Raw genomic sequence first — 24127 nt, forward strand, 5'->3', positions numbered from 1 at the left:
TTAAGCTAAAAAAAGCCAAGTTATTTCGCTATCATATATTATGTGGCTGGATAACTTGGCTTTTTGCTATATGTTTTTTATCAACCGTGTTTTCACATCCTTTTATCTGTAGCTTTTGGTAGATATGAAGATGAACTAATACAATTGATCACTTTGTTCCGAGTAGGGTTCTTTGCTTGGTGTGTTTGGTTGTCATCCGCTATGATAATAGTGTGCGTCAGTGTATAGTTTACCGATGGTTTGTTTTCTTAGACAAATAATGAAAGGATCGGCTGATATCGTGTCTAATAACGGTATATAGTACCTAATAACATCATTACCCCCATTATTTTTAGGGATATTTCCAATTAAATAAGGAATGTTGGTTATGGCCTCTGCACCCGATATGGTAAAAAAGCAGCCCACGCGTATTGCGGTAATTTTTCCGGGACAAGGATCACAAGTGGTCGGGATGACTAGTGAGCTTGCTGAAACTTATCCAGAGATTCGTGATACTTTCACCGAGGCGAGTGACGCACTTGGTGAGGATTTATGGGCAATCTGTCAGGATGAAGAAAAGCTCAATCAAACCCAGTACACTCAGCCTGCACTACTGACGGCTAGCATAGCAATTTGGCGTATTTTAAAACAAAAAATAGACACACCCCCTTGCTACTTGGCTGGTCATTCTCTAGGTGAGTACAGTGCGCTTTGTGCAGCGGGCGTATTATCGCTTGGTGATGCGGTAACCTTGGTACATAAGCGTGGTCAGTTGATGCAAGAGGCTGTCGTTGGTGTCGATACAGCGATGGCAGCAGTATTGGGGCTTGAGGACAATCGGGTCGAAAATCTGTGTGAGCAAGCGACTGAACATGTGGCCGATGCGGTGGTTGATGCCGCCAACTTTAATAGCCCAGGCCAAGTGGTCATATCGGGCAATGCTGCTGGCGTTAGTGCGGTGATTGATAAAGTGCAAAATACGGGCAAAAAAGCGATCTCTCTAAAGGTAAGTGTGCCGTCACATTGTGCGCTTATGGAGCCCGCAAGTAGTGCGCTCGCTGAGATATTGGCCGCAATCAAATTTGATCAAGCGACGATTCCTGTTATTCAAAATCGTCATGCGCGCGTTGAGAGTAGTGCTGTCGGTATCAAACAAGCATTAACAGAGCAGTTAAGCCAACCTGTCTTATGGTCAAAGACAATGCAAGAGCTGGCTGACAAACAAATTAATGTTTTAATTGAATGTGGCAGTGGTAATGTATTGAGTAATTTGGCTAAGCGTCAAGCGCAACCAATTACCAGTTATCCTACGGATAAACCTGCCCGTCTCGATAAGTTAATGGAGGTATTATCATGAGTCGTACGATTACATTAGTGACTGGCGCTAGCCGTGGTATTGGAAAAGCTGTCGCCAAACGCTTTGCCAAAGAAGGACATTTTGTTATTGGGACTGCGACCACTGAAAAAGGCGCTGCACTCATCGAAGACTATCTCCATGATAGTGGGGGCATTGGTCGCGTCTTAGATGTCCGTGATACGGCACAAATTGATAAGCTGTTTGAAGAGATTGAAAGCGTTTATGGAGCGGTACAAGTGCTCATTAATAACGCTGGTATCACGCAAGACGGATTATTGATGCGCATGAAGGATGAAGACTGGGAAAATGTCATTGATACTAATTTGACGTCAGTTTATCGTATGAGTAAACGCGCGGTCCGCGGTATGATGAAAGCGCGTCGCGGTCGTATCATCAATATCACCTCTGTTGTCGCTCAAATGGGCAATGCAGGTCAATCTAACTATGCCGCGACCAAAGCAGGAGTGGAAGGTTTTAGTCGTACCCTAGCGCGTGAAATTGGCTCACGCCAAGTGACCATCAACTGCGTCGCCCCAGGTTTGATCGAGACCGATATGACGGATGAGCTGGATGAGCGCCTACTAAACTCCATGTTAGATGCCGTGCCAATCAGTCGTCTTGGCCAGCCAGAAGACATTGCAGCCGCCGTCCATTTCTTAGCCAGCGATGAGGCAAGCTATATCACAGGCGCTGTCATTCCTGTCAACGGTGGCATGTATATGTAACGCACGAGCCTGCGTTACACAGTGATAATAAAAAACTCTGTGAACGAGTGTAAACTATATTAAAGGGTGCTATAATGACGAATACTTTTATGTCAAAGCCCTGTATGATAGCAAGGCTTTATCAGACATTGGTCAAAACGTATAACCCGTTATAAAGCACTTAGACAGCGACGCTAGTCTGAAAATACCATTTTATAAACAATGCCATAGGCTCTGTTAATAGGGCTATGGAAGTTTGTCAAAATAATAGATCAAAAAGGAGAAATCTACATGAGTAACGATATCGAGCTAAGAGTTAAAGCGGCAGTAGCTGAGCAATTGGGTATGAACGTTGAAGATATCAACAACGATGCTTCATTCATGGAAGACTTAGGTGCAGATTCACTAGACCTAGTAGAATTGGTTATGTCATTCGAAAGCGATTTTGGCATTACTATTCCTGATGAAGATTCAGCAGAATTAACGACTGTTCAAAAAGCAATTGACTACGTACAAGCGCAGCTATAATTAGCGATTGGCTTATCCGATTTTATGTTATTATATGACCGCTTATCTTAGTAGATAGGCGGTTTTTTATGCTCATTGTTTGTCAGAATAGGGTTTATGAATGGGGTTAGCTTGAACGTTAACATAAGCTACGCCAAGTCAACATTACACAACATACTCTTACTATCTACCGCCATGCCTGTTGTTTATACTCATAGTGGTAAGCCGCAATAAGTGGTAAACCGTAGATGTGTTTGCCACTAAAAAATAATGATGAATAATAAAATAATGATATTTTAAGGAGTCACTCTATGGGTATGTTCAGTTTTGCCAAAGACATTGGAGACAAAATTTTTAATCGGGATGACGATAAGCATGATGCTAAATCAGAAACCAAAGCAGATGCCAATACACCATTACAAAGCAGCGAGCCTTCTGCCCAGTCAGTTGCCAATCTTTTACTGCGCCGTATCCAGCAGCAAAACCTCAATATTAGTAACTTAAAAATTAAATATAACGGTTCTACCGATACCGCAGAAATCAGTGGCAATGCTAAGACTCAGGCTGATCGCGAAAAAGCCATTATCGCTATTGGTAATGTACAAAATGTCGCAAAAGTCATTGATAACATCGATATTGAAGAAGATGCGCCTGAATCAACGATGTACACTGTAAAATCGGGCGACAGTTTGTCTAAGATTGCCAAAGACGTTTATGGTGAATCTGGTGATTATATGAAAATATTTGAAGCCAATCAGCCCATGCTGTCTGATCCCGATAAGATTTATCCAGGTCAAGTATTACGCATTCCTAAACCATAATATTGCTTTTACATTCTAAATGTATGCGTGAATAAAAAATGCCTCTTAATAAGAGGCATTTTTTGGTTTATCTAAACACAAAATTATAGTTTGACGTTCTTGAGTTTGTTGTATTGTTCAGCTAATGCCCACCTGATATGTTCATCAAGCATGTCATTGTGTATTCCTAGTTTAGACGCTAACTGATTGGCGATCTCCAAACTGGCGTTAGCGTTCCCTAGTCCAATGGCAATATTGCGTAAAAAATTCACATAACCTGTGCGTCGAAGGGGGCTGCCTTCGGTCTTTTTTATAAAGTCGGCTTCTTGCCATTGCCACAGCTCAAGTAAGCTGCTGTTATCAAGACTATGCCGTGGGGCGAAGTCATCGATGGCAGTAAGGTTGGCGTAACGGTTCCATGGGCAGATAAGCTGGCAGTCGTCACAGCCAAAGACACGATTGCCAATCGCGCGTCGATATTTAGTATCGATAACGCCATCGTGTTCAATCGTAAGATAAGAGATGCAGGCTGCGGCATTGAGCTCATAAGGGGCAACAATCGCCTGAGTAGGGCAGATATCGATACATGCGCTACAACTGCCACAGTGCGCTTTGACAGGTGTGTCATCAGGCAACTCGAGGCTGATAAATAGTTCACCTAGGACGAAAAATGACCCCGCTTGCTTGTTGAGTAGTAGGGTGTGCTTTCCTGTCCAGCCCAGACCGGCAGCATCAGCAATAGGGCGCTCAAAAATGGGGGCAGAGTCGCTAAAGGGTCTGAAAATAAAGTCTTGTTCTGAGCCAATGTTAAGGTGTTGCCAGTCAGACAGCATGGCTTCAATCGTTAATGCCAATTTTTTTAGACGACTGCGCATTGTTTTATGATAATCGCGCCCTCTGGCATAACGCGCAATGATACCTTGATTGGGATGATCATTGTCAGTAACAGTACGTGGTGTCGGCGCTTGGGTGAGATAGTCCATACGCACGCTGATGATAGTCTTGGCGCCCTCTACCAGCTGGGCAGGATTGGCGCGCAGATGATGGTTGTGGTGCATGAACTGCAATTGACCTTCATAGCCTTTATCTAACCATTGCTGCAATTGCACAATCTGCTGAGCAAACAAAGGATGATGGACAGATAAGAAACCACAGTCAGCAAATCCTAACGCTTGTGCTTGCGCTTTAATCCATAGCTTAACGTCTGCTGGCGTTGCAAATACTGTCTTGTTATTAACGGCAATTTGGTTTGCAGAGTGTACTATGTTCGGTTTGGTGGAATTATTCATGTATGGCAGTAAGGAATGATGTGAATACCGTTATGATAAGCCAGTGAGCGCAGAGCGCAAGCATAAAAGCAAATAAACATGGCTTCATATTGATACACAAGACAAAGTAAGCTTTGCTAAGCTAATAAAAGTAAAAATTCAGTCAGTTTTACCGTAATGTAAAATAAACCGATAAAAATAAACGAGGGTCAGCCATGCAAACTCACGCCAATTTATTATGCACAACAACCAAAAAACCGTTAGCACTCTATAGTAGTGAGCAGATCTATGCTATGGAGCAAGCATGGTTTGCAGAGGGACATGACAGTTTTGGGTTGATGAAACAAGCGGCTTGGCAAATGGCGCAACGGATAGAGCAAATTTATGAACACAAACAGTTAAACACTTCCTCATCTGTCAACAGTAAATTTTACACCAGTCATAGCCGAGCGCCTCGAGCCAGTGTTTGGGTAGGAAGGGGCAATAACGGGGGTGATGGTTGGCTGATTGCTCACTATCTGGGTCAAGCTGGCTGGCAAGTAAAAGTGATAACGGTCGGTTTTGCAAAGCAAGCGCTTGATATAAATAACACAACGGAGACGTCTAATACCGCTATTTCCACAACTGACGATGCGGTAAAAGCGCGACACATCGCTATATCTGCTAACTGTGAACACCAACGCTTTGAAGACAGTAGTGACAATCAGAGCGATTTAAGTGAAAGCGTTTTACCAGCGGATGTCTGTATCGACGCATTATTTGGTATTGGATTTGATCGTGCACCTGAAGGTATCTATCAGCAGGCCATCCACACTTTTAATCGTACCGTCCAACAAAACAATGCGTTAGCAATCGCAGTCGATGTTCCAAGTGGATTGGTTGCTTCTACTGGAGAGGTGTTCGAGCGCATAGCTATCCAAGCGGATGTGACGTTGTGTCTGATTGCACGAAAATTTGGTCTGCACACCAAAGATGGGGCCGACTATAGCGGGGAAGTGCGCGATATACCGCTGATACCTTATCAAACAGCCCTTCAGCAGACAGGAGCTGACAAAAAAAACAGTCGACAGGCCAATCAAGTGTTGACACCCATTGCCACACTGCTGACAGCTGCACGGGGATTCACTGCACGCCGCCAAAATAGCTATAAGGGCAGTTATGGACACGTACTGATTATCGGGGGTAATCGTGTTGATGGCTCACAAGGCATGGGCGGGGCTGCGATACTGTCTTCGTCCAGCACCATGGCAACAGGGGCGGGGAAAATCACAGTGGCCTGCCATGAGGCTTTTCATGGGGCGCTACTAACCTCATTGCCCGATGCGATGACGATCAATCTACATGATAGCGACGGGGTAAAGGGTTTGATTAAAGACGCCAGTGTGATTGCCATTGGCATGGGTCTGGGCCGTGATAAAAAAGCAGAAGCCCTGTTTATAAATTATGTACAAGCGGCCATAGTGGAGGAGAAATCCATCGTTATCGATGCGGATGGTCTGTATCATTTGGCGACGCTACAGACGGACAATCATGAACTTATAACTCAATTAAGACAATATAGTGTTGGTCATCAGATTTGTTTGACACCGCACAGTGGGGAAGCTGCTAGATTACTGGATAAAAAAGTGCATGAGGTAGAAAGTGATAGATTGGCCGCTATAAAGCAGTGTGCGGAGACTTATGGCGGTGACTGGGTACTAAAAGGCGCCGGTTCTTTGGTGTTAGAGCAGGGCTCAGCGCGAGAGCAGGTTTATGTTTGCGGGGCCGGGAATGCTGGTATGGCAACGGCTGGTATGGGCGATGTGCTGTCTGGCGTCATTGCTGGGTTGTTAGCACAACAAGACTTAGAAACAGAAGCGCGCAGCCTGCACCAAGCGGCCATGATACATGGGATAGCAGGGGATATACTGGCTAACCAGACAAAGAGTGGCGACAAGGACACGCTACTGATTGGTCAACGAGGGCTACAAGCGCAAGACATGCCTGCAGCCATTCGTCATGTTATGCAGCTTGGCGTCCATGCCTAACATTTAGGTAGTAGCGTTGCCACAATACTGATCGATCGCCTGTTGGACGCGCTCACGTTTTAGCTCAATTTCACGGCCGTCCAAATACTGACGATTGCCATTGGCATCCATCTCATAGATACGTCCGCCGACATTTAAGTTGGTCAAGTTATTGCGTAGTGACTGGCAGCGCTGGGCATTAGCTTGAGCTTCTTGCTCTTTAATACGCGCCTCTAGCTGGGCAACTCGCTGTTCTTCTGCACTTTGTGTGCTGCCCTGATTGGCATCTGTTTTGCCTGCCATCTCTCCTGCATTGCTTTGTCTACCGTCACTGCGAAATTCGAGTAACTCAACATTTTTGCCATTTTGCGGGGCATGTTGGCTGTATTTAACTTCACCGTGCGCACCGATAGACTTATACACTTGAACGGCCTGACTGGCATTCATGGATAGCACTAGCATACACGCCGTACTGATAAGCATTTTGGCGGCGGTGTTTATCTGAATGGCATATGCCATAGAAGCGATCCTCTCAATTGGTAGAAGCAGACAGGTCAATATAACATTTGCGTGTTTTAATGGCACTAAAATTTACGAGGGTTTGATTTTAACAAATAATACTTATGAATTTAAAACGTTTGATAACCAATAGTTTGGTATGGGTGTTAGAAGTTTTTCTTGACAATAGCTCACAAACCATCGAATATAATAACAGTTGATTGGTCAGTGAGCGGCTTTTATGATATTGCCGTGGCACTTGAAAATATGGACTACGGGTTACTTATCAGTGACTTATGCAGTTTTGTTTTCTTTGTGACAATGCTATAAAAAAGGTAATAATCAGCACGATTGCTACTGATACGTTTATACATTGTCTCCGGACTTATCTGTCTACAATGACTAAGATAAACTTATTATTTGAAACGCGCTAAATCTTATACTAGCGATTGTGTTCAACAGGCCAAATATTTAGATATGAAATTATTTTTAATGACCTTATTGTAAAATCTAGCGATCTTACAACGCAGTATTGGCTATGAAAATTACTTTATTTGTCTATATGGGTGTCTTTGTATAAATCAATCCGTTATAAATGCTGGCTGTTGGCAATCCTCAATAATAAGCTTCTTTTACAGATGCACTCGCATCTTGTCACTGTATATAGTAAACGCCTGTCGCAAAGCTGACCCTAAATATATTGCTATGTTTGAGCAGTATGCTGTCTTATCAAACAGTATGACTGAGAAATATAGCGGGCACACATTCTTGAAAAAAGGTGACGACAGTGACGCAAACCACGCAAAGTCCAAATATGACTGGACACACCCAAACGGGTAATGCCGCCAAAAATTTTGAAGAAAAGCAGCAACGCCTTGCAGAAGGTAGCACTCAGCCTGTGATGTTGTCCGGTGCTGAGATGCTGGTACAAGCGCTGACTGACGAAGGTGTCAAGTATATCTTTGGTTATCCAGGTGGTGCGGTATTGCACATTTATGATGCGCTGTTTCAGCAAGAAGCGATTGAGCATATCTTAGTGCGTCATGAGCAAGCAGCGGGTCATATGGCAGATGCCTATTCACGAGTGACTGGGAGCACGGGTGTCGTGTTGGCAACGTCAGGTCCTGGCGCGACCAATACGGTAACTGCTATTGCAACTGCCTTTATGGACTCAGTACCGATGGTCGTGATATCAGGTCAGGTGCCTAGCAGCTTAATCGGTGAAGATGCTTTTCAAGAAACAGATATGGTCGGTGTATCGCGTCCTATCGTCAAGCACAGCTTTCAGGTGCGCCACGCTAGTGAAATTCCAAGCATCGTCAAAAAAGCCTTTCATATTGCACAGTCTGGACGCCCAGGCCCAGTCGTCATTGACGTACCAAAAGACATGACCGCCCCGAGCGAAAAATTTGCTTATGAGTATCCAGAAGAGGTATTCATACGCTCTTATCAGCCGTCACTAAAAGGTCACACGGGTCAAATCAAAAAAGCAGTTGAGACGTTATTGTCTGCGCAGCGTCCGGTTGTTTATGCGGGTGGCGGTGTGATTTGGAGCAAGGCGCATGAAGAGCTCACGGATCTTGCTCATCGCTTAAACTTGCCTGTGACCAACACGTTGATGGGCCTTGGCACATTCCCAGGTTCTGATCGTCAGTTCTTAGGTATGCTGGGCATGCACGGCACTTATGAAGCCAATATGAGTATGCATCATGCCGACGTGATTTTGGCAGTGGGCGCGCGTTTTGATGATCGCGTGACCAACAATGTCAAAAAATTCTGCCCGAATGCGACGATTATCCATATCGATATCGACCCGGCTTCGATTTCTAAAACGATTCTTGCTCATATTCCTATTGTGGGCGATGTAAAATCAGTATTGACTGACATGTTAGACATTATCGGTGATGATAAAGAGCTTGAGCAGCATGCCCTGTTAGACTGGTGGTCACAGATTAATGAGTGGCGTAAGCGCCATGGCCTGCGCTATGACACCAGCACAGATGAAGGCATTAAACCGCAAAGTGTCGTACAAGCCTTGTGTAAGGTTACTGATGGCAAAGCCATTATCACGAGTGACGTCGGCCAGCATCAGATGTTTGCCGCTCTCTACTATACGTACGATGAGCCTCGTCAGTGGCTAAACTCAGGTGGTCTTGGGACGATGGGCGTTGGTCTGCCATATGCCATGGCAGCGAAGCTTGCCAACCCTGAGCGTGATGTGGTGTGTATTACTGGTGAAGGCTCTATTCAGATGAACATTCAAGAGCTATCCACTTGCCTACAGTACAACTTGCCGGTCAAAATATTAAATTTAAATAACGCCCAGCTAGGGATGGTGAAGCAGTGGCAAGACATGCTATATGAAGGCCGTCACGCGCAGTCGTACATGAACTCTTTGCCAGATTTTGTAAAATTGGCTGAAAGCTATGGGCATGTTGGTGTCAAAATTACTGATCCTGCAACCATGGAAGCACAGTTGGCTGAAGCCATGGCAATCAAAGACAGACTGGTATTTATCGACGTTTATGTCGATCGTAATGAGCATGTGTATCCGATGCAAATCGCTGGGCAGACGATGCGTGATATGTGGTTAACAAAAGGGGAGCGTACCTAATGCAACAACAACATCTGATTTCGGTACTGATGGAAAACGAAGCGGGTTCGTTGTCGCGGCTAGTCGGCTTGTTCTCACAGCGTGGCTACAATATCGAAACGCTAAATGTCGCACCCACTGATGATCCAAGTATCTCGCGTTTAACAGTAACCACCATTACGTCGCCTGAAAGAATCGAGCAAATCACCAAACAATTGCATAAATTGATTGAAGTGGTTAAAGTGCTAAATCTAACAGAGAACGTGCACGTTGAGCGCGAATTAATGCTCATAAAAGTCCGAGCGACTGGCGGTGTCCGTGAAGAGATTAAACGAAGTGCAGATATTTTTCGCGCACAAATCGTTGATGTAAACTCTAATCTTTATACGATTCAAATTGTCGGTGACAAAGCCAAGCTGGACGGTTTTATTGATGTCATTGGCCGCGAACGCATAATGGAAGTGGTACGCTCGGGTGTCATTGGTATTGCTCGCGGCGAAAAAACGCTAAGCGTATAACCAGCATTTACTGTTTTTCAAATACGGTGTTTCATACACTCCATTTAATACTTATTTATTCGACACTTAACATAGCGCTTATATAGCAACTCACTTTAAGACAGTGACTGTAACCTAAGCGTTTATTTATCCATGGCTTGCCATGATTGAGGAAAAGGACTCTACTTATGAACGTTTATTATGATAAAGACTGTGATCTATCGATTATCCAAGGCAAAAAGGTTGCGATTATTGGTTACGGTTCACAAGGCCACGCGCACGCACTTAACCTACAAGATTCAGACGTCGACGTGACTGTTGGCCTACGTGCCAACTCAAGCTCATGGAAAAAAGCGGAAAACGCTGGCTTGAAAGTTGCTGAAGTAGAAGACGCGGTAAAAGCGGCTGACGTGGTGATGATTTTGACGCCTGATGAGTTCCAAAAAGAGCTTTACAGTGACGTGATTGAGCCAAATATCAAAGAAGGCGCAACATTAGCGTTTGCTCATGGTTTTGCGATTCATTATAACCAAGTGGTTCCACGTGGCGATCTTGATGTCATCATGGTTGCACCAAAAGCACCAGGCCATACAGTACGCTCTGAATTCACAAAAGGCGGCGGTATTCCTGACCTTATCGCTATCTATCAAGATGCCTCAGGTCAAGCCAAACAAGTCGCGCTTTCTTATGCCGCTGGTGTTGGTGGTGGTCGTTCAGGCATTATTGAAACAACGTTCAAAGATGAGACAGAAACTGACTTGTTTGGTGAGCAAGCAGTGCTTTGTGGCGGCGCTGTAGAACTGGTAAAAATGGGCTTTGAAACCCTAACAGAAGCAGGCTATGCCCCAGAAATGGCTTATTTTGAATGCTTACATGAGCTAAAGCTGATCGTTGACTTGATGTATGAAGGCGGTATCGCTGACATGAACTACTCAATCAGTAACAACGCTGAATACGGCGAATATGTGACTGGTCCTGAAGTCATCAATGAGCAGTCACGCGAAGCCATGCGTAATGCGCTAAAACGCATTCAGTCTGGTGAATACGCAAAAATGTTCATCTCTGAAGGGGCAACCAACTACCCATCAATGACTGCTCGTCGCCGCAACAACGCTGAGCATCAAATTGAAGTGACTGGTGCTAAATTGCGCGGTATGATGCCTTGGATTGGCGGCAACAAAATTATCGATAAAGACAAAAACTAATATAGCATTGAGCGATTAGATATTCGTACCTCAATATAAACCCCCGTGCTATCACTTGATGGCACGGGGTTTTTATTGAGCGCTATTTGGTGGATGTTTTACACTGATCGGCCTAGGTGGGTTGAAAATCAATAACAGCTACCCAATGTAGGCAAGCGTCATTGTGTTCGTTAACGGCCGACCCATTTAGGTAATTATTATCTTCATTTGACGTTGGGCTGTTAAATAAAGCAAAAGATTTCTTCTTTCTTATTTTCTCTAGATTACAGGTTGTGTGTTGTGCAAATATCTTATCCTGACTGGCTAACGCCGCAATTCGTGTATGTTACTCTTAGTGCTGTGGTAGCCGTTTTAATTTGGATAGAAGGAGAGATGCTTAAAAAAACGGATGGCAAATTGCCCAAATCCAAGTTTTTTCAAATCAGCTCTCTCTTAGACACCTCATGGTTCTTTGTTTCTGTCGTCATGTTGTATGTGATTGATCTGACGCCATTGGCCATCGCCGTACCTGCGGCCTATGGTATCTATACCACTTTCGGCTGGGTTTATGGAACGCGGCTGTTAAAACGTAAAGGCATACCGGATTCTCCTAAAGATTTGGTGATACCCACCAAATACATCGCTTATAGCCAATCGTTTTCACTGATATTTTTTGCGCTTTGTTTGTTGGTGTTAGCCTCACCCTGGTTGCCGATTTCACAGTAGGAAATGACTGCTGTTTTAACCTAGCGTCCTCCTTCTTGTCTGGTTGATCTTAGAGGGCGCTTTAGAGTAGTGATGGGGCTCACCGAAAAGTTATTTTAATATCAATGATATACATGGTTTTGCTACTCTGTTTTTATTTGTCAAGATAGTTGGCAATTATTTACAAAAATCATCAATTTAGCCTGTTACCTGCATGGAAAACTGTTATAATCAGGCTGTACTCAAAGTATTTGAGGTAAACTTTTTAAGTTTTCTTATAAGATTATTTAGAATTAGTAACCGCCGCTTTTAGCAAAAAATACTCGGGTATATATCAATTAATCGGTGATGACACAAGTCTCGCCAACAGTTAAAGAGTCAGGAAAATTTATGTCAGATAAAGTTGAAGGCACTGTAAAGTGGTTTAATGAAGCTAAAGGTTTTGGTTTTATCGCTCAAGACAACGGCGGACAAGACGTATTCGCTCACTACAGCGCTATCCAAGGTAACGGTTTCAAAACGCTAGCCGAAGGCCAAAAAGTGTCTTTCATCTTAGGTGATGGCAAAAAAGGCCCACAAGCTGAGCAAATCGAAGCTATCTAATCTCACTTGAGATTGAGCACACTGACTTTCAGGGTGTTTAGTCACAGTAAGATTGCTAAGATGCATTGATTACTTTGTTTGTTAAAACAATAAAAATACTGTTTCGACTTTAAAAAAGAGCAACCTCTCATCAGGTTGCTTTTTTTATATAAATTTTTCTTGAAGCATTACTCCAGTGTTGATTATGGCCACGAGTGTCATCAGGTAACAATGAGTGTCGGCTCAATAAAAACATAATAAAAAAGGATATTCTATGAAGTGGGAGACTTGGTTTTCGATTGATTGGCAGCAAGTGCTGGGCATCTCTTTATCTGCACTAGGATTTTATATAGGATTAATGCTGTGCACGCGGGTGATGGGGCTGCGGAGTTTTTCTAAGCTTTCAAGCCACGATTTTGCAATGACAGTTGCCATTGGTAGCATACTTGCTTCAACCGTACTCTCTGATACCCCGTCGCTGCTACAAGGTTTATTTGCTGTTGCTGTGTTATTCTTGATTCAAGGTGTTATCTCGGTGCTCAGACGTAAAATAAAACCGCTGAAATCTTTAATAGACAATCAGGCCATCATATTAATGGCCCACGGTGAGTATTTTGAGGATAATTTAAAAGAAGCCAATCTCAGCACCAGTGATGTCCAAGAAGTATTGCGTAAAAATGGTCTTAAGTCTAAAACAGAAGTGTTTGCCGTTATCATGGAGACGACAGGTGACATGAGCGTGATTAAAAACAATGACGTCACGCCTGATTGGACGTTATTCAATGATATACGGGACAGTGAGTTGCTGATTAAGCCTAAAAAAAGCGCATCGTAGTACTGTCCTAGTGTGCCTATATTGTGCAGCCGATAAATAACAACAAATTATTAAGTGAATAGAGCAGGGGTAATGCTATAAAAGACAAAGCTCTAGCAAAAAACGGTGAAATTGTGTGCTTATAGACTATATATTGTAGAGTGGTGACAAATTTATGACGCATTATTCACGGCGTTGTCTTGACCTTAGGCCCGTGCTCACGCAAGATACATAGGTCTGATAATAACGGTTGGCTTAGCTTTAGTGGATTTTATTAAAAGGGGATATGAGGCCAATACGGTTTTTACTATTGGTGCATCTTGCTCAATTAATGATTTTCTGCTGTTGCAGTAATAACCTTGAGTAGTACTTTGAACGACAGTTTGCAAAACCATGAACCTTTGGTTCTTAACTGACAATTTTTAATTCATAACATTAATAAACGAGGAACGTATGAAAGCATTAGTAGCGGTCAAGCGTGTCATTGATTATAACGTAAAAGTTCGTGTAAAAGCCGATAACTCTGGCGTTGACTTATCAAACACTAAAATGTCAATCAACCCTTTTGATGAAATCGCAGTAGAAGAAGCGGTGCGTCTAAAAGAAGCTGGCGTGATTGATGAGATCATTGTTGCGTCTATCGGTCCAAAAGAATCACAAGAGCAGATCCGTGCAGCCCTAGCATTGGGTGCTGACCGTGGCATATTAGTAGTGAGTGACGAAAAACCATATCCATTACAAGTTGCTAAGATTCTAAAAAATATCGCTGAAACCGAAAGCACTGACATCATTTTGCTCGGTAAGCAAGCGATTGACGATGACAATAACCAAACGGGTCAGATGCTAGCGGCGTTGATGGGTATCGGTCAGGGTACGTTTGCCTCAGAAGTGAAGGTTGAAGGCGACAAAGTAAACGTGACGCGTGAAATCGACGGCGGCCTACAAACTGTTGCTCTTGACTTGCCAGCGGTCATCACGACTGACCTACGTTTGAATGAGCCACGTTACGCTAAACTGCCTAACATCATGAAAGCGAAGAAGAAGCCACTTGATGAAAAAACGCCAGCTGATTTTGGTGTTGAGATGGCGTCTAAGCAAGAGATTATTAAAGTCGTGCCACCTGCTGAACGCAAAGCTGGTATTACAGTAGGGTCAGTTGATGAGTTGGTCGATAAGCTAAAAAACGAAGCAAAAGTCATTTAATATTTCAATGATTGGATACTTCGCTACGGCATATCATGTGCAAAGTTATGACGCTGGGTTGGGTGTAGGTCCAAACGATCCGTATCAATGACTTTGTACACAAACAACCGCATGAATAGATAATACGAATAAATAAAGGATTAAAACCATGGCTATTTTGGTATATGCAGAACATGACAATGCCAGTCTAAAAAAGGCAACTTTGAACACGATCGCTGCTGCTAAGCAAATGGGTGATGATATCCATGTGTTGGTTGCAGGTAGTGGTGCTCAAGCGGTCGCTGATGAAGCTGCAAAAGCGGAAGGCGTGACTAAAGTGCTATTGGCAGACAATGCCGCTTATGAGCATCAATTGGCCGGTAACGTCGCATTGTTGGTGGCTGATGTTGCTAGCGATTACAGCCACATCATCGCGGCTGCAACGACCACTGGTAAGAACTTTATGCCACGTGTTGCAGCTTTGCTTGACGTCAGCATGTTGTCAGAGGTCTCTGGTGTGGTCGATGCCCAAACGTTTGAGCGTCCTATCTATGCAGGTAACGCGACGGCAACCGTAAAAACGTCAGAAGATAAAGTCGTATTGACCGTACGTACCACGGCATTTGATCCAGTTGCAAGCGAAGGCGGTTCAGCCACTGTTGAAACAATCGACAACGTACAAGAAACGGGTAAAGCAAGCTTTGTTAATGAAGAGATGGCCAAATCTGACCGTCCAGAATTAACATCAGCAGGCATTGTTGTTTCTGGTGGTCGTGCCTTGGCAAATGGTGAGAACTTCACCAAATATATCGAACCATTGGCTGATAAGCTAGGCGCTGCGGTTGGTGCATCACGTGCCGCTGTTGACGCAGGTTATGTACCAAACGATATGCAGGTCGGTCAAACGGGTAAAATCGTTGCACCGCAGCTATATATCGCGGCTGGTATCTCAGGTGCGATTCAGCATCTAGCGGGTATGAAAGACTCTAAAGTCATTGTTGCTATCAACAACGACCCAGAAGCCCCTATCGCTAGCGTGGCTGATTATTTCCTAGAAGCAGATTTATTCGACGCACTACCTGAGCTAACCAGCAAGGTTTAATATCTCAGTCGTGATAGCAGTATAAAAAACCCATTATCAGTTGATAGTGGGTTTTTTTTATGTCATGTGATTTTGATATGAGCTAAGAGTACTGTCTTTGTCGTAAGGTTTCATACAGGCATAAAGCCCCTGCAATTGCTACGTTTAGACTCTCTTGTCCGTTAGGCTGCGGTAAAGCGATGGGCGTGGCACACTGCATCAAGTCGTCACAGACGCCTTGTCCTTCATGACCCATAATCCACGCCACAGGGGTAGATAGATTGTGATCATAAATCAAGGTATCAGTGTGTGAACTGGTCGCTAAGAGGGGGACTTGCACATGATCTAGAATGTCTTGCGTACTCAAGCCCTCAAAAATAGTTAGCGCAAACTGCGCGCCCATACCGGCTCTTAGCGTCTTAGGAGACCAAGCTTGAGCTGTCGCACTGGTACATAAAATATTGCGGATACCAACGGCTGCTGCTGTGCGTAGTAAGGTGCCGACATTACCGCTATCTTGCACATCATTTAAGATCAAGCAGTCTTCATCGATCATTGGCAAGCTAGGCGTTGGTACTTTGATAACTGCCATGACATCGATGCCTGTCCCTAAGCTGCGAATACTCTCATAAAGGGTGTCTGAGAGCGTGAGAACAGGCGTATAGGTCGGCAGGCGAGTCAAAATTTGCTGAACCTCAGGGTGGCGACGCGCCGATTCAGACAATAGTATTTGCACAAATGGATAGTCACTACGCAGCGCCGCGTCTATCAGGTGTACACCTTCTACGACTGTCTGACCATGCTTTTTACGCTGGCGTGCTTGGGCCAACAGCGCCTTTACGAGCTTAACGGTCGTGTTCTTATCTGAGGTAATCAGCTCGGTGGGATTTAATACCATAGTGGATCGCTTAGAGAAGAGGGATAGAGTGGGTTGGTGAACCAGCATCATGCTTATTATTTATGTAGCATGATGCCGGTTTTCTGAATGGGCGTTCAAATCAGCTGTTTATTCAGAATAGTTTACATGCAAATCTTTGATGTAGTTGACTTCGTTTTTGCTACCGAGCACTACAGGAACGCGTTGATGAATGTCAGTTGGTTCGATATCTAAGATACGATTGACGGCGTCAGTGGCACCGCCGCCCGCGCGCTCAATCAGCAGGCTCATCGGATTGGCTTCATACATCAAACGTAACTTACCCGCTTTATGAGCGTACTTAGTATCAAACGGATACGTAAAGAGGCCACCGCGACATAAGATACGATGAACGTCTCCAACCATGGCAGCAACCCAGCGTGTATTGAAGTCGCGACCACGCACGCCTGTTTCGCCCGCGATGAGCTCGTCGATATACTGTTGCATGGGTGCGCGCCAGTAGCGATAGTTTGAGGCGTTGATGGCATACTCACTCGTATCGGCATCGATTTGGACGTTGTCTTCTATGAGCACATAATCATTCGTCTCTGGGTCTAAGCTGAACATGACCACGTTGTCTGTGATGGTCAGCGCCAGTACGGTAGAGGTGCCATATAATAAGTAACCAGCTGCTAGCTGCTGACTACCCGCTTGCAAGAAGTCACTATTCTCACTTGTTTGTCCTTGACGTTGGTACGGTAGAACAGAGAAGATAGTACCCACTGCCATATTGATGTCGATATTTGATGAACCATCCAGTGGGTCAAACAATACCAATAGACTGCCGTCAGCATGAGCGGGGGTGGCATCATCTAGCTCTTCTGACGCCACACCGGCACAATGTGCGTTTTTTGCTAAGGCATCTAACAATAAGTCATTGGCAAGTACGTCCAGCTTTTTTTGATCTTCACCTTGGACGTTTTGATTGCCAGCTTCGCCTAAAATATCGGCTAACGCCCCTTTTCTTAGTAACTGTGAGATGGTCTTACCAACGTCAGTGACGGTAGTAATTACGTCGTTAAGGGCAGGGCTGACCGCCTGTTCGTTGAGATAGTTTGCTAAGGTCGTCATAACGCTTCCTATAAATGGTCTGGACAGTAAAAGACAGATGAAAATTGGAGAATAGGCGTAGTCGCCCTAAGCACACCTTAAATGAGCAATGGAATAAATTGCCTATACGGTATCTTTGTCCCGACCACAAAATCAGCTACACTATATCTATTGTTATTCATTTATAGTTTTGACGTGCTTATTTTTTATGATGGATGCTAAAGACTGATTGGCATTGCCTAACAGGGCGACTCAGTTTAGGTGACAGGGCTGGTTTTATTACGGTAAATTGTAGCAAATAAGCGTCAAAATGTCCTCGTGTCTGTGTACATCAACACATAAATGCTCGAACAAAGACAAATAAATGATTACTATAGACCCATACAAACCCACAATAAAGACTTGCCATTATGTCAAATTCTATCGATAGCAGCTCAATACATACGGTCTCGCCGACTGATTATGCAAAATTTGATCCCGATACGATTCACCAACGGCTCAATACCTCACTAAGTCGCCCCCAGCTCAACACCGATGGTAGCATTCGCCACTTTTTGGGCATCGAAGGTCTAAACAAAGCACAGTTGCAAGCGATTATTGCCAAAGCAGAGACGTTCTTTGATGAAAACGGACAACTGATCAACCGTCCTGAGCTGGATGGCTGTACGGTCATGAATTTGTTTTTTGAGCCGTCGACTCGGACGCGTACCACCTTTGAAGTCGCCGAAAAGCGTCTGGGTGCCAACGTGCTAAATATCGATATCGAACGCTCCAGTACTAAAAAAGGTGAGAGCCTACGTGATACGCTGTGGAATCTGCAAGCGATGACGGCAGATATCTTTGTGGTGCGACATTCAGCATCAGGTGCCGCCCATTTTATGGCCACAGAAGTGACCCCTGACATTGCCATCATTAATGGGGGTGATGGGTGGCATGCGCATCCGACGCAAGGGATGCTTGATATGCTTACCATCCACCGTGAGGCACCGCGCCCATTTGAAGCGTTGTCGGTCGCTATCGTGGGGGATATTAAGCATTCACGCGTCGCGCGCTCTGATATCAGTGCGCTGCAAACCTTAGGGGTCAAGGATATCCGCGTCTGCGCGCCACGTACCTTGTTGCCTAAAGGAATAGAGCGTTATGGGGTGCAAGTTTATGAAAACATGAATGAGTGCGTCACTGACTGCGATGTTATTATGGGTTTGAGGATTCAAAACGAACGTATCGGCTCGCCATTACTGGCTTCATCGAGTGAATATTACAAACACTACGGTATTACGCCAGAGCGAGTGGCGCTGGCCAAACCGGATGCGCTGGTAATGCATCCAGGACCGATGAATCGCGGGGTTGAGATTGCTTCTAGTGTCGCTGATGGCGCACAGTCCGTCATCTTAAAGCAGGTGAATAACGGTATTGCTATTCGCATGGCTGTTTTGTCACTTGCGATGGAAGGGCAACGTGCTCATCAAGCGGCTGGCAAATAGTATTCTGCCGCGCTATTTCATTCTTATTTAACTCATTTTATTGATACGGTAATAACGCTCATGTCTATTATGCTTAACACTGATGCACCGATACGTGACCATCTTCCTGACACCATTAAAAACGCATTACCCAGTACAGTAACTGACAAGCTGGCCGCCCTTGAAGCAGGGCGTGAAATGTGGCTGCTGCCACCATTGGTTGACTTGTGTGCACGCCTGCGTGAGCCAGGCCAACAGCAACATGGCACACTAGAGTCTGAGGGACGTGCTGCCCGCAGCAATGGTTTTTTGCATGTGGTGATTCCCCCAGATACCAATCCTATCTTAGAAAACGGCTCGCTACTCAAAGGCTTGCGTGAGCGCGCGCTTGATGATGGCGGGATTTATTTGCATATTTTAGGCGCATTGACTGCTGGGCTAGAAGGTGAGCGCCCATCCAACATCGCCGGTTTAAAAAAAGGTGGCTGTATTGCAGTCTCTAACGCTCGTCGACCTTTTCGCAATGACTTGGTGTTACTACGTACGTTGGAGTACGCGGCGACTTTTGGCATGAAAGTATTCTTTTACCCGGATGAGGCCAGTTTGTCTGGAGATGGGGTCGCCCATGAAGGGTATATCGCTTCATATCACGGTCTACAAGGTATTCCATGGATTGCTGAGACAGTTGCTTTGTCCACCCAATTACTCATGGTTGAAGAAACAGGGATCGCCGCTCATTTTAGCCAACTGTCTTGTAAATCTTCAATAGAGTTGATGCGCTGGGCAAAAGATAAAGGCTTACCAGTGACTTGTGATGTGGCGATGCATCAGCTGTATTTGACAGATGATAATTTAGAAGGCTTTAACGCTCAAGCCTATGTACTACCCCCTTTGCGTAGTAACACCGACCAGCAGGCAATACGCCGTGGGCTAAAAGATGGCACCATTGATGCAATTTGCAGCCATCATGAACCACTAAACAGTACCGCCAAAAAAGCCCCGTTTGCTGAGAGTACCCCAGGTATCTCAAATTTTGATACCTTTATGGCGTTGGCGTGTCAGTTGGTGCATGATGAGGTATTAACCTTAGAGCAACTGGTGGAGAAAATTTGTCTCAACCCTGCAAAAATAGCAGGTATTAGTGAGCAATATGAAAACATCGGTGGTGCTGTGTTGGTCGACCCCAATCTTGAATGGCAGGTGACGGCGCAAACCATGCTATCAAACGGCAAAAACACGCCGTTTTTTAATCAGCAACTACAAGGCCGTGTTGTGGAGACGTTCTTTGGCTAATCTCCCCCAACAGGATGACAATCTGCTGCCATCCTCGAAGGATAATGAGCCTACGTTACGTCGCCAGCAGGAAAGCCCGCGTAGCACTTCTAGTGAGTCCATCAAGGCGGTGGCCATCTATGAAGTGGTTAAGGGGGTGGGTGCGCTGTTAGGGGCGGCGGCGTTATGGACGTGGCATGGCAATCTTGAGCATTGGCTGTCGACTGTGACGGCTTCTTGGCAACAAAGCTTTGGTTATTTGCTGGCCCCGCAGATTGATAGCGCGGTACGTATTGCTCAGCAGGCAAGCAAAAATTGGTCGCTATTTTTATTGCTGATTTTTGCTTATGCCAGCTTACGTTTTCTTGAAGCTTATGGCTTATGGCAAGACAAAACGTGGGCGTATTGGTTTGGGGTACTTGGCTATGGGATATTTATTCCCATTGAGCTTTATTACTTGCTAGTTAGCCCGTTTGATTGGTTTAAGCTTGGTATTTTGGTCTCAAATATTTTAATTGTTATCGTGGTTTATCGTAATATGAAGCGCAAGGGCTTGATATAAAATTATGCTACACGTGGTTAAATTAACTGATAAAGCCCGCCTAAGATATTATTCTTATGCGGGCTTTTTGAGCAGTAACGTTATTGTACCAGTTATACTTTTGCTGTTTTATCGGTGCGAATGCTTTTTGCCACTTTACCAACGCTTAGCCCTTGTATCAAGATAGAGAATATGACGACAGCATAGGTAAGTGCCAATAAAATATCGCGCTCAGTTCCTACCGGTAACTGCAACACGAGGGCCACCGAGATGCCGCCACGTAATCCTCCCCACGTCAGCACTTTCCACGCTCCTGTGGGTAAGTCGAGCTGACGATGAAAGGTTTTGGTGGTCATACCCACGACGATGAACCGAGCCACTAGCGCAATAATAATCGTCAAACCGCTGGCGATAAATAAATTACCCGAATAAGCAGTCATCACCACTTCTAGACCAATGAGCACAAACAAAATCGCGTTTAAAATCTCATCAATGAGCTCCCAAAACAAATCAATATAGTGACGCGTCCGATCGCTCATCGCCAATTCTCGTCCGCGGTTACCAACCATCAGTCCCACCATAACCATGGCTAAAGGCCCAGATAAATGCCAATGACTGGCCAATGCATAGCCTCCAATGACGCCCGCTAGCGTGAGTAGGACTTCCTCTTGATAGCTATCAATGCTCTTTAGTAAGTAATACAAAATTGCACCGAGTACCAAGCCAAAGATAACACCGCCACCTGCCTCAACCGCCAATGTGTGAGCCACATAATTGACCGTTGGGATATCGCCACTTGATAAAATACCAAGCAGTAAGACAAAGATAACCACGCCGATACCGTCGTTAAACAGTGACTCGCCAGCGATGACGGTTTCAATACTTTTGGGTGCGCCTGCTGATGAGAGAATGCCCATAACGGCAATAGGATCAGTAGGGGATATCAAAGCGCCAAACAATAGGCACCAAAGAAACGGTAAGCCAAAGCCAAACAGCGGCAACATAACGTAAATCGCGGTGGCGATAAGCATGGCTGATACGATAGTGCCCAGTCCTGCAAGGATACCAATGGGCAACTTATAGCGTTTTAAGTCGCCAACATTGACGTGTAATGCGCCGGCGAATAACAGCATAGAGAGCATGCCATCTAACAACACTTCGGTAAAATCAAGCTGCTCTAACAAACTGACTTCGTAATCAATCAGCTGCTCAAATCCTAAAAAGCCTAAAAAGATCGCGCCAATAGACAATACGATAGAGATCACCATCACACCAATCGTGGTTGGCAGACCAATAAAACGATGATTGACATAGGTCAACAAGGCGGTAATGGATAAGAATATGGCGCTGATTTCAAGGATGGTGAGGCTGGTTGCAGATGCCATAAAGTAGGTCTCATATCAGTATAAAAGTTGTCCTAAGCCTAGGGGTTATAAGAAAGGCGTAGGTATTTAGCGTTTGATTGATGCGGCATTATTAGAATTGCTAACCACGCTAGTATGATTAACTGGATTGTGTTTGTAGCGCTTGACGAATATGGGTAGCAAAATCACTGGCATAACGAAAGTGCCGATGTTTTGCGTTATCATCAGTCATAAATTGCTCGGCTTGATGGCACATAGCGACCAAATCGTCTACCAACTCTTGATAACTGAGATTCTCTTCTCCCGCACGCTTAATTAAATTTAACTCATGCAATAGCGTTTGTTGCTGCGCCTTATTCACTCGTGCATAATTTAAATCGACCATGGCCTGACACAGCGCTTTTAGGACCATCAAGTCCGCCGCCGCATAACGACGTATCTCGCCAAGCGACACGTTGATAAAGTCAGATATCTTAGGTGTGTGCGTGACCAAGGCTAATATCGCCACTCGTTGTGGTTTGACCACAGTCTCGGGAGTATCTTTATCTTGTGCTGGTACATAAAAATGATAGGGGCTTGGTGGTTGACGCCGCATCATGATACTTAAGCAGCTGGTCAAAGATTGTACGCAATTGACTGCTGTCTTTGGGTCGTTGATACCAGGAGATAGTGCTCGCACCGCGATCTCAGTTATTTGCCCTAGGCTATAAGCAATATCATTAGAGTGCGCCAATCGTTGTTCGAGTCGGACGCAACCCGCAAAACGCTGCCAGAACGTACCATCAGGCGCGCGCGGTACGACCACCAAGTGCGGTGTTGTTGTTTTTTGTCGGTTATTTGGATGACTTGCAGGACGTTGGTAAAAATGTCCCATAACGTTTTTGTCAGTGACGTAATCACCAAGATTGACGTGAATTTGTACCACACCACCGTACTCCTGGGTCAGGGTGATCAGTGATTGAAGATAAATTTGCTGGATATAACCCGAGCGTGGGGCATAGATAGGCGTAGCTGGCCAACTGTGAAACTGCTCGACGTCATGGTGTTCAACATCGCGTTGATGCTGGAGATCGCAATGATCGCTATACCAATAATGCACATTGTTAATCGCATCATTGCTGGCATTTTGAATGACGTGAGACGCTTGGATGGCATGTACCATATGTTGTACGAAGTACACCAGCAAAAGGGCGCAGATAATGGCCATAATAATGGCAAAGGTCACTGCTAGTTGCGGCACGCCAAAAGCAACGTCGGACTGATGAATAGATTTTAAGACCAATAAGCTGTAGCTAAAGGTGCCAATAAACGCGCCCAATACAAACTGATTTGGCGTGTCTGTCAAAAAATTGCGTAATAAGCGTGGGCCAAACTGTGAAGACGCCATAGACAGGACGGCAATCGTAATCGAAAAGGTGGTACCTGCCACGCCCAACACGGCTCCTGCAATTGCGGTCATGATGGCACGCGCCGCCTCATCGTCACCCGTAAAAGCAAAGGTAATCTCTCGGATAGTTTCACGGTCAAAATGCTGATCGATAGTCACGAATAAAGGGGCTAGCAATATACCGATGAGCACACAAGCGGTTGGGATAAACCAATAAGAGCCGATCAGCTGCTGCCACAGGTTTCTGAGACGGTCGGGTAGGTCAGTCAAGGTTTGAAGCGACCATAACTGGGTAAACTGTTTGAGCCTGTCTTGACCGGTATCAAAAATACGGGCCAAGACGCTCTTTTCATCGTCTTTATGTACTGTCATAAGCT

General features: G+C 44.9%; 22 protein-coding genes. 16 read left to right on the plus strand and 6 right to left on the minus strand.

From position 1 onward, the window contains the following. Positions 1-367 precede the first annotated feature (367 nt). The 4 genes from fabD to lysM all read left to right on the plus strand — a co-directional run bounded on the left by fabD (position 368) and on the right by lysM (position 3368). Positions 368-1336, plus strand: a complete 969-nt coding sequence (gene fabD, locus DVY93_RS03965; protein WP_193006017.1) for an ACP S-malonyltransferase — start codon at positions 368-370, stop codon at positions 1334-1336. After that, positions 1327-2061 carry a 3-oxoacyl-ACP reductase FabG gene (gene fabG / locus DVY93_RS03970; RefSeq protein ID WP_230709260.1) on the plus strand — a complete coding sequence of 245 codons (735 nt, stop codon included), beginning with the start codon at positions 1327-1329 and terminating at the stop codon, positions 2059-2061. The genes fabD and fabG overlap by 10 nt, the downstream gene beginning before the upstream one ends. Positions 2062-2331: 270 nt before the next feature. After that, positions 2332-2568, plus strand: a complete 237-nt coding sequence (gene acpP, locus DVY93_RS03975) for an acyl carrier protein (protein ID WP_057758815.1) — start codon at positions 2332-2334, stop codon at positions 2566-2568. A 290-nt stretch (positions 2569-2858) separates the two neighbouring features. Continuing rightward, on the plus strand, positions 2859-3368 hold the full coding sequence (lysM, locus tag DVY93_RS03980; protein WP_230709227.1) for a peptidoglycan-binding protein LysM: 510 nt from the start codon (positions 2859-2861) through the stop codon (positions 3366-3368). A gap of 83 nt (positions 3369-3451) precedes the next feature. Here the strand turns inward: lysM and queG are convergent, their stop codons facing one another. Next, the gene (queG, locus tag DVY93_RS03985) at positions 3452-4636 is read right to left on the minus strand and encodes a tRNA epoxyqueuosine(34) reductase QueG (protein ID WP_230709229.1); all 1185 of its coding nucleotides are present in this window, start codon (positions 4634-4636) and stop codon (positions 3452-3454) included. 194 nt (positions 4637-4830) lie between these two features. On the opposite strand from queG, the gene DVY93_RS03990 reads away from it, so the two are divergent. Next, positions 4831-6642 (plus strand): NAD(P)H-hydrate dehydratase, encoded by a 1812-nt coding sequence (locus DVY93_RS03990; RefSeq protein WP_230709231.1) that lies wholly within the window; start codon positions 4831-4833, stop codon positions 6640-6642. 3 nt (positions 6643-6645) lie between these two features. Here the strand turns inward: DVY93_RS03990 and DVY93_RS03995 are convergent, their stop codons facing one another. Continuing rightward, on the minus strand, positions 6646-7140 hold the full coding sequence (locus DVY93_RS03995) for a DUF4124 domain-containing protein (protein ID WP_193006010.1): 495 nt from the start codon (positions 7138-7140) through the stop codon (positions 6646-6648). Between the two features lie 880 nt (positions 7141-8020). Here DVY93_RS03995 and DVY93_RS04000 point away from each other — a divergent pair. From DVY93_RS04000 to DVY93_RS04035, 8 genes are all read left to right on the plus strand, one after another. Continuing rightward, the gene (locus tag DVY93_RS04000; RefSeq protein ID WP_193006078.1) at positions 8021-9733 is read left to right on the plus strand and encodes an acetolactate synthase 3 large subunit; all 1713 of its coding nucleotides are present in this window, start codon (positions 8021-8023) and stop codon (positions 9731-9733) included. Further along, a complete protein-coding gene (gene ilvN, locus DVY93_RS04005) occupies positions 9733-10230 on the plus strand; it encodes an acetolactate synthase small subunit (protein ID WP_193006009.1) in 498 nt (165 codons plus the stop codon). The genes DVY93_RS04000 and ilvN overlap by 1 nt, the downstream gene beginning before the upstream one ends. Before the next feature lie 167 nt (positions 10231-10397). Then, positions 10398-11414, plus strand: coding sequence for a ketol-acid reductoisomerase (gene ilvC / locus DVY93_RS04010; protein WP_193006008.1), 1017 nt, complete (start codon positions 10398-10400; stop codon positions 11412-11414). A 279-nt stretch (positions 11415-11693) separates the two neighbouring features. Beyond that, positions 11694-12119 carry a hypothetical protein gene (locus DVY93_RS04015; RefSeq protein ID WP_193006007.1) on the plus strand — a complete coding sequence of 142 codons (426 nt, stop codon included), beginning with the start codon at positions 11694-11696 and terminating at the stop codon, positions 12117-12119. Between the two features lie 369 nt (positions 12120-12488). Further along, positions 12489-12701, plus strand: a complete 213-nt coding sequence (locus DVY93_RS04020) for a cold-shock protein (RefSeq protein WP_057758834.1) — start codon at positions 12489-12491, stop codon at positions 12699-12701. Between the two features lie 253 nt (positions 12702-12954). Next, complete coding sequence (locus tag DVY93_RS04025; RefSeq protein ID WP_198335019.1) at positions 12955-13515, plus strand: DUF421 domain-containing protein; 561 nt, start codon at positions 12955-12957, stop codon at positions 13513-13515. 432 nt (positions 13516-13947) lie between these two features. Further along, positions 13948-14697: an electron transfer flavoprotein subunit beta/FixA family protein gene (locus tag DVY93_RS04030; protein ID WP_193006005.1), complete on the plus strand. Its 750-nt coding sequence runs from the start codon at positions 13948-13950 to the stop codon at positions 14695-14697. Between the two features lie 148 nt (positions 14698-14845). Further along, on the plus strand, positions 14846-15778 hold the full coding sequence (locus tag DVY93_RS04035; RefSeq protein ID WP_230709233.1) for an electron transfer flavoprotein subunit alpha/FixB family protein: 933 nt from the start codon (positions 14846-14848) through the stop codon (positions 15776-15778). 82 nt (positions 15779-15860) lie between these two features. Here the strand turns inward: DVY93_RS04035 and DVY93_RS04040 are convergent, their stop codons facing one another. Beyond that, complete coding sequence (locus tag DVY93_RS04040; protein ID WP_230709235.1) at positions 15861-16655, minus strand: TrmH family RNA methyltransferase; 795 nt, start codon at positions 16653-16655, stop codon at positions 15861-15863. Positions 16656-16763: 108 nt separating this feature from the next. Next, positions 16764-17744 (minus strand): class 1 fructose-bisphosphatase, encoded by a 981-nt coding sequence (locus tag DVY93_RS04045; RefSeq protein WP_230709237.1) that lies wholly within the window; start codon positions 17742-17744, stop codon positions 16764-16766. A 389-nt stretch (positions 17745-18133) separates the two neighbouring features. On the opposite strand from DVY93_RS04045, the gene DVY93_RS04050 reads away from it, so the two are divergent. From DVY93_RS04050 to DVY93_RS04060, 3 genes are read left to right on the plus strand one after another with little or no spacing between them, the layout of a single operon-like run. Beyond that, the gene (locus tag DVY93_RS04050; RefSeq protein ID WP_198335015.1) at positions 18134-19207 is read left to right on the plus strand and encodes an aspartate carbamoyltransferase catalytic subunit; all 1074 of its coding nucleotides are present in this window, start codon (positions 18134-18136) and stop codon (positions 19205-19207) included. 60 nt (positions 19208-19267) lie between these two features. Further along, entirely contained in the window at positions 19268-20479 is a 1212-nt protein-coding gene (locus DVY93_RS04055; RefSeq protein WP_230709239.1) for a dihydroorotase, read from the plus strand. Beyond that, positions 20472-21020 (plus strand): DUF2127 domain-containing protein, encoded by a 549-nt coding sequence (locus tag DVY93_RS04060; RefSeq protein ID WP_198335014.1) that lies wholly within the window; start codon positions 20472-20474, stop codon positions 21018-21020. The genes DVY93_RS04055 and DVY93_RS04060 overlap by 8 nt, the downstream gene beginning before the upstream one ends. Positions 21021-21112: 92 nt before the next feature. Here DVY93_RS04060 and DVY93_RS04065 read toward each other — a convergent pair whose 3' ends face one another. Both DVY93_RS04065 and DVY93_RS04070 read right to left on the minus strand, forming a co-directional pair. Next, positions 21113-22384, minus strand: coding sequence for a cation:proton antiporter (locus DVY93_RS04065; RefSeq protein ID WP_230709241.1), 1272 nt, complete (start codon positions 22382-22384; stop codon positions 21113-21115). A 118-nt stretch (positions 22385-22502) separates the two neighbouring features. Next, the gene (locus DVY93_RS04070) at positions 22503-24122 is read right to left on the minus strand and encodes a DUF2254 domain-containing protein (protein WP_230709242.1); all 1620 of its coding nucleotides are present in this window, start codon (positions 24120-24122) and stop codon (positions 22503-22505) included. Between the last annotated feature and the right edge of the window lie 5 nt (positions 24123-24127).

The sequence above is a fragment of the Psychrobacter sp. CCUG 69069 genome (assembly GCF_021023115.1).
GTDB classification, from domain to species: Bacteria; Pseudomonadota; Gammaproteobacteria; order Pseudomonadales; family Moraxellaceae; genus Psychrobacter; species Psychrobacter namhaensis.

Coding starts and splice junctions, on each gene's coding strand:
- DVY93_RS04040 (WP_230709235.1), bottom strand. CDS start 16,655: ATGGTATTAAATCCCACCGAGCTGATTACCTCAGATAAGAACACGACC.
- DVY93_RS04045 (WP_230709237.1), bottom strand. CDS start 17,744: ATGACGACCTTAGCAAACTATCTCAACGAACAGGCGGTCAGCCCTGCC.
- DVY93_RS04035 (WP_230709233.1), top strand. CDS start 14,846: ATGGCTATTTTGGTATATGCAGAACATGACAATGCCAGTCTAAAAAAG.
- DVY93_RS04065 (WP_230709241.1), bottom strand. CDS start 22,384: ATGGCATCTGCAACCAGCCTCACCATCCTTGAAATCAGCGCCATATTC.
- queG (WP_230709229.1), bottom strand. CDS start 4,636: ATGAATAATTCCACCAAACCGAACATAGTACACTCTGCAAACCAAATT.
- DVY93_RS04000 (WP_193006078.1), top strand. CDS start 8,021: ATGTTGTCCGGTGCTGAGATGCTGGTACAAGCGCTGACTGACGAAGGT.
- DVY93_RS03995 (WP_193006010.1), bottom strand. CDS start 7,140: ATGGCATATGCCATTCAGATAAACACCGCCGCCAAAATGCTTATCAGT.
- ilvC (WP_193006008.1), top strand. CDS start 10,398: ATGAACGTTTATTATGATAAAGACTGTGATCTATCGATTATCCAAGGC.
- DVY93_RS04020 (WP_057758834.1), top strand. CDS start 12,489: ATGTCAGATAAAGTTGAAGGCACTGTAAAGTGGTTTAATGAAGCTAAA.
- DVY93_RS03990 (WP_230709231.1), top strand. CDS start 4,831: ATGCAAACTCACGCCAATTTATTATGCACAACAACCAAAAAACCGTTA.
- DVY93_RS04025 (WP_198335019.1), top strand. CDS start 12,955: ATGAAGTGGGAGACTTGGTTTTCGATTGATTGGCAGCAAGTGCTGGGC.
- acpP (WP_057758815.1), top strand. CDS start 2,332: ATGAGTAACGATATCGAGCTAAGAGTTAAAGCGGCAGTAGCTGAGCAA.
- ilvN (WP_193006009.1), top strand. CDS start 9,733: ATGCAACAACAACATCTGATTTCGGTACTGATGGAAAACGAAGCGGGT.
- DVY93_RS04030 (WP_193006005.1), top strand. CDS start 13,948: ATGAAAGCATTAGTAGCGGTCAAGCGTGTCATTGATTATAACGTAAAA.
- DVY93_RS04070 (WP_230709242.1), bottom strand. CDS start 24,122: ATGACAGTACATAAAGACGATGAAAAGAGCGTCTTGGCCCGTATTTTT.
- fabD (WP_193006017.1), top strand. CDS start 368: ATGGCCTCTGCACCCGATATGGTAAAAAAGCAGCCCACGCGTATTGCG.
- lysM (WP_230709227.1), top strand. CDS start 2,859: ATGGGTATGTTCAGTTTTGCCAAAGACATTGGAGACAAAATTTTTAAT.
- DVY93_RS04050 (WP_198335015.1), top strand. CDS start 18,134: ATGTCAAATTCTATCGATAGCAGCTCAATACATACGGTCTCGCCGACT.
- DVY93_RS04055 (WP_230709239.1), top strand. CDS start 19,268: ATGTCTATTATGCTTAACACTGATGCACCGATACGTGACCATCTTCCT.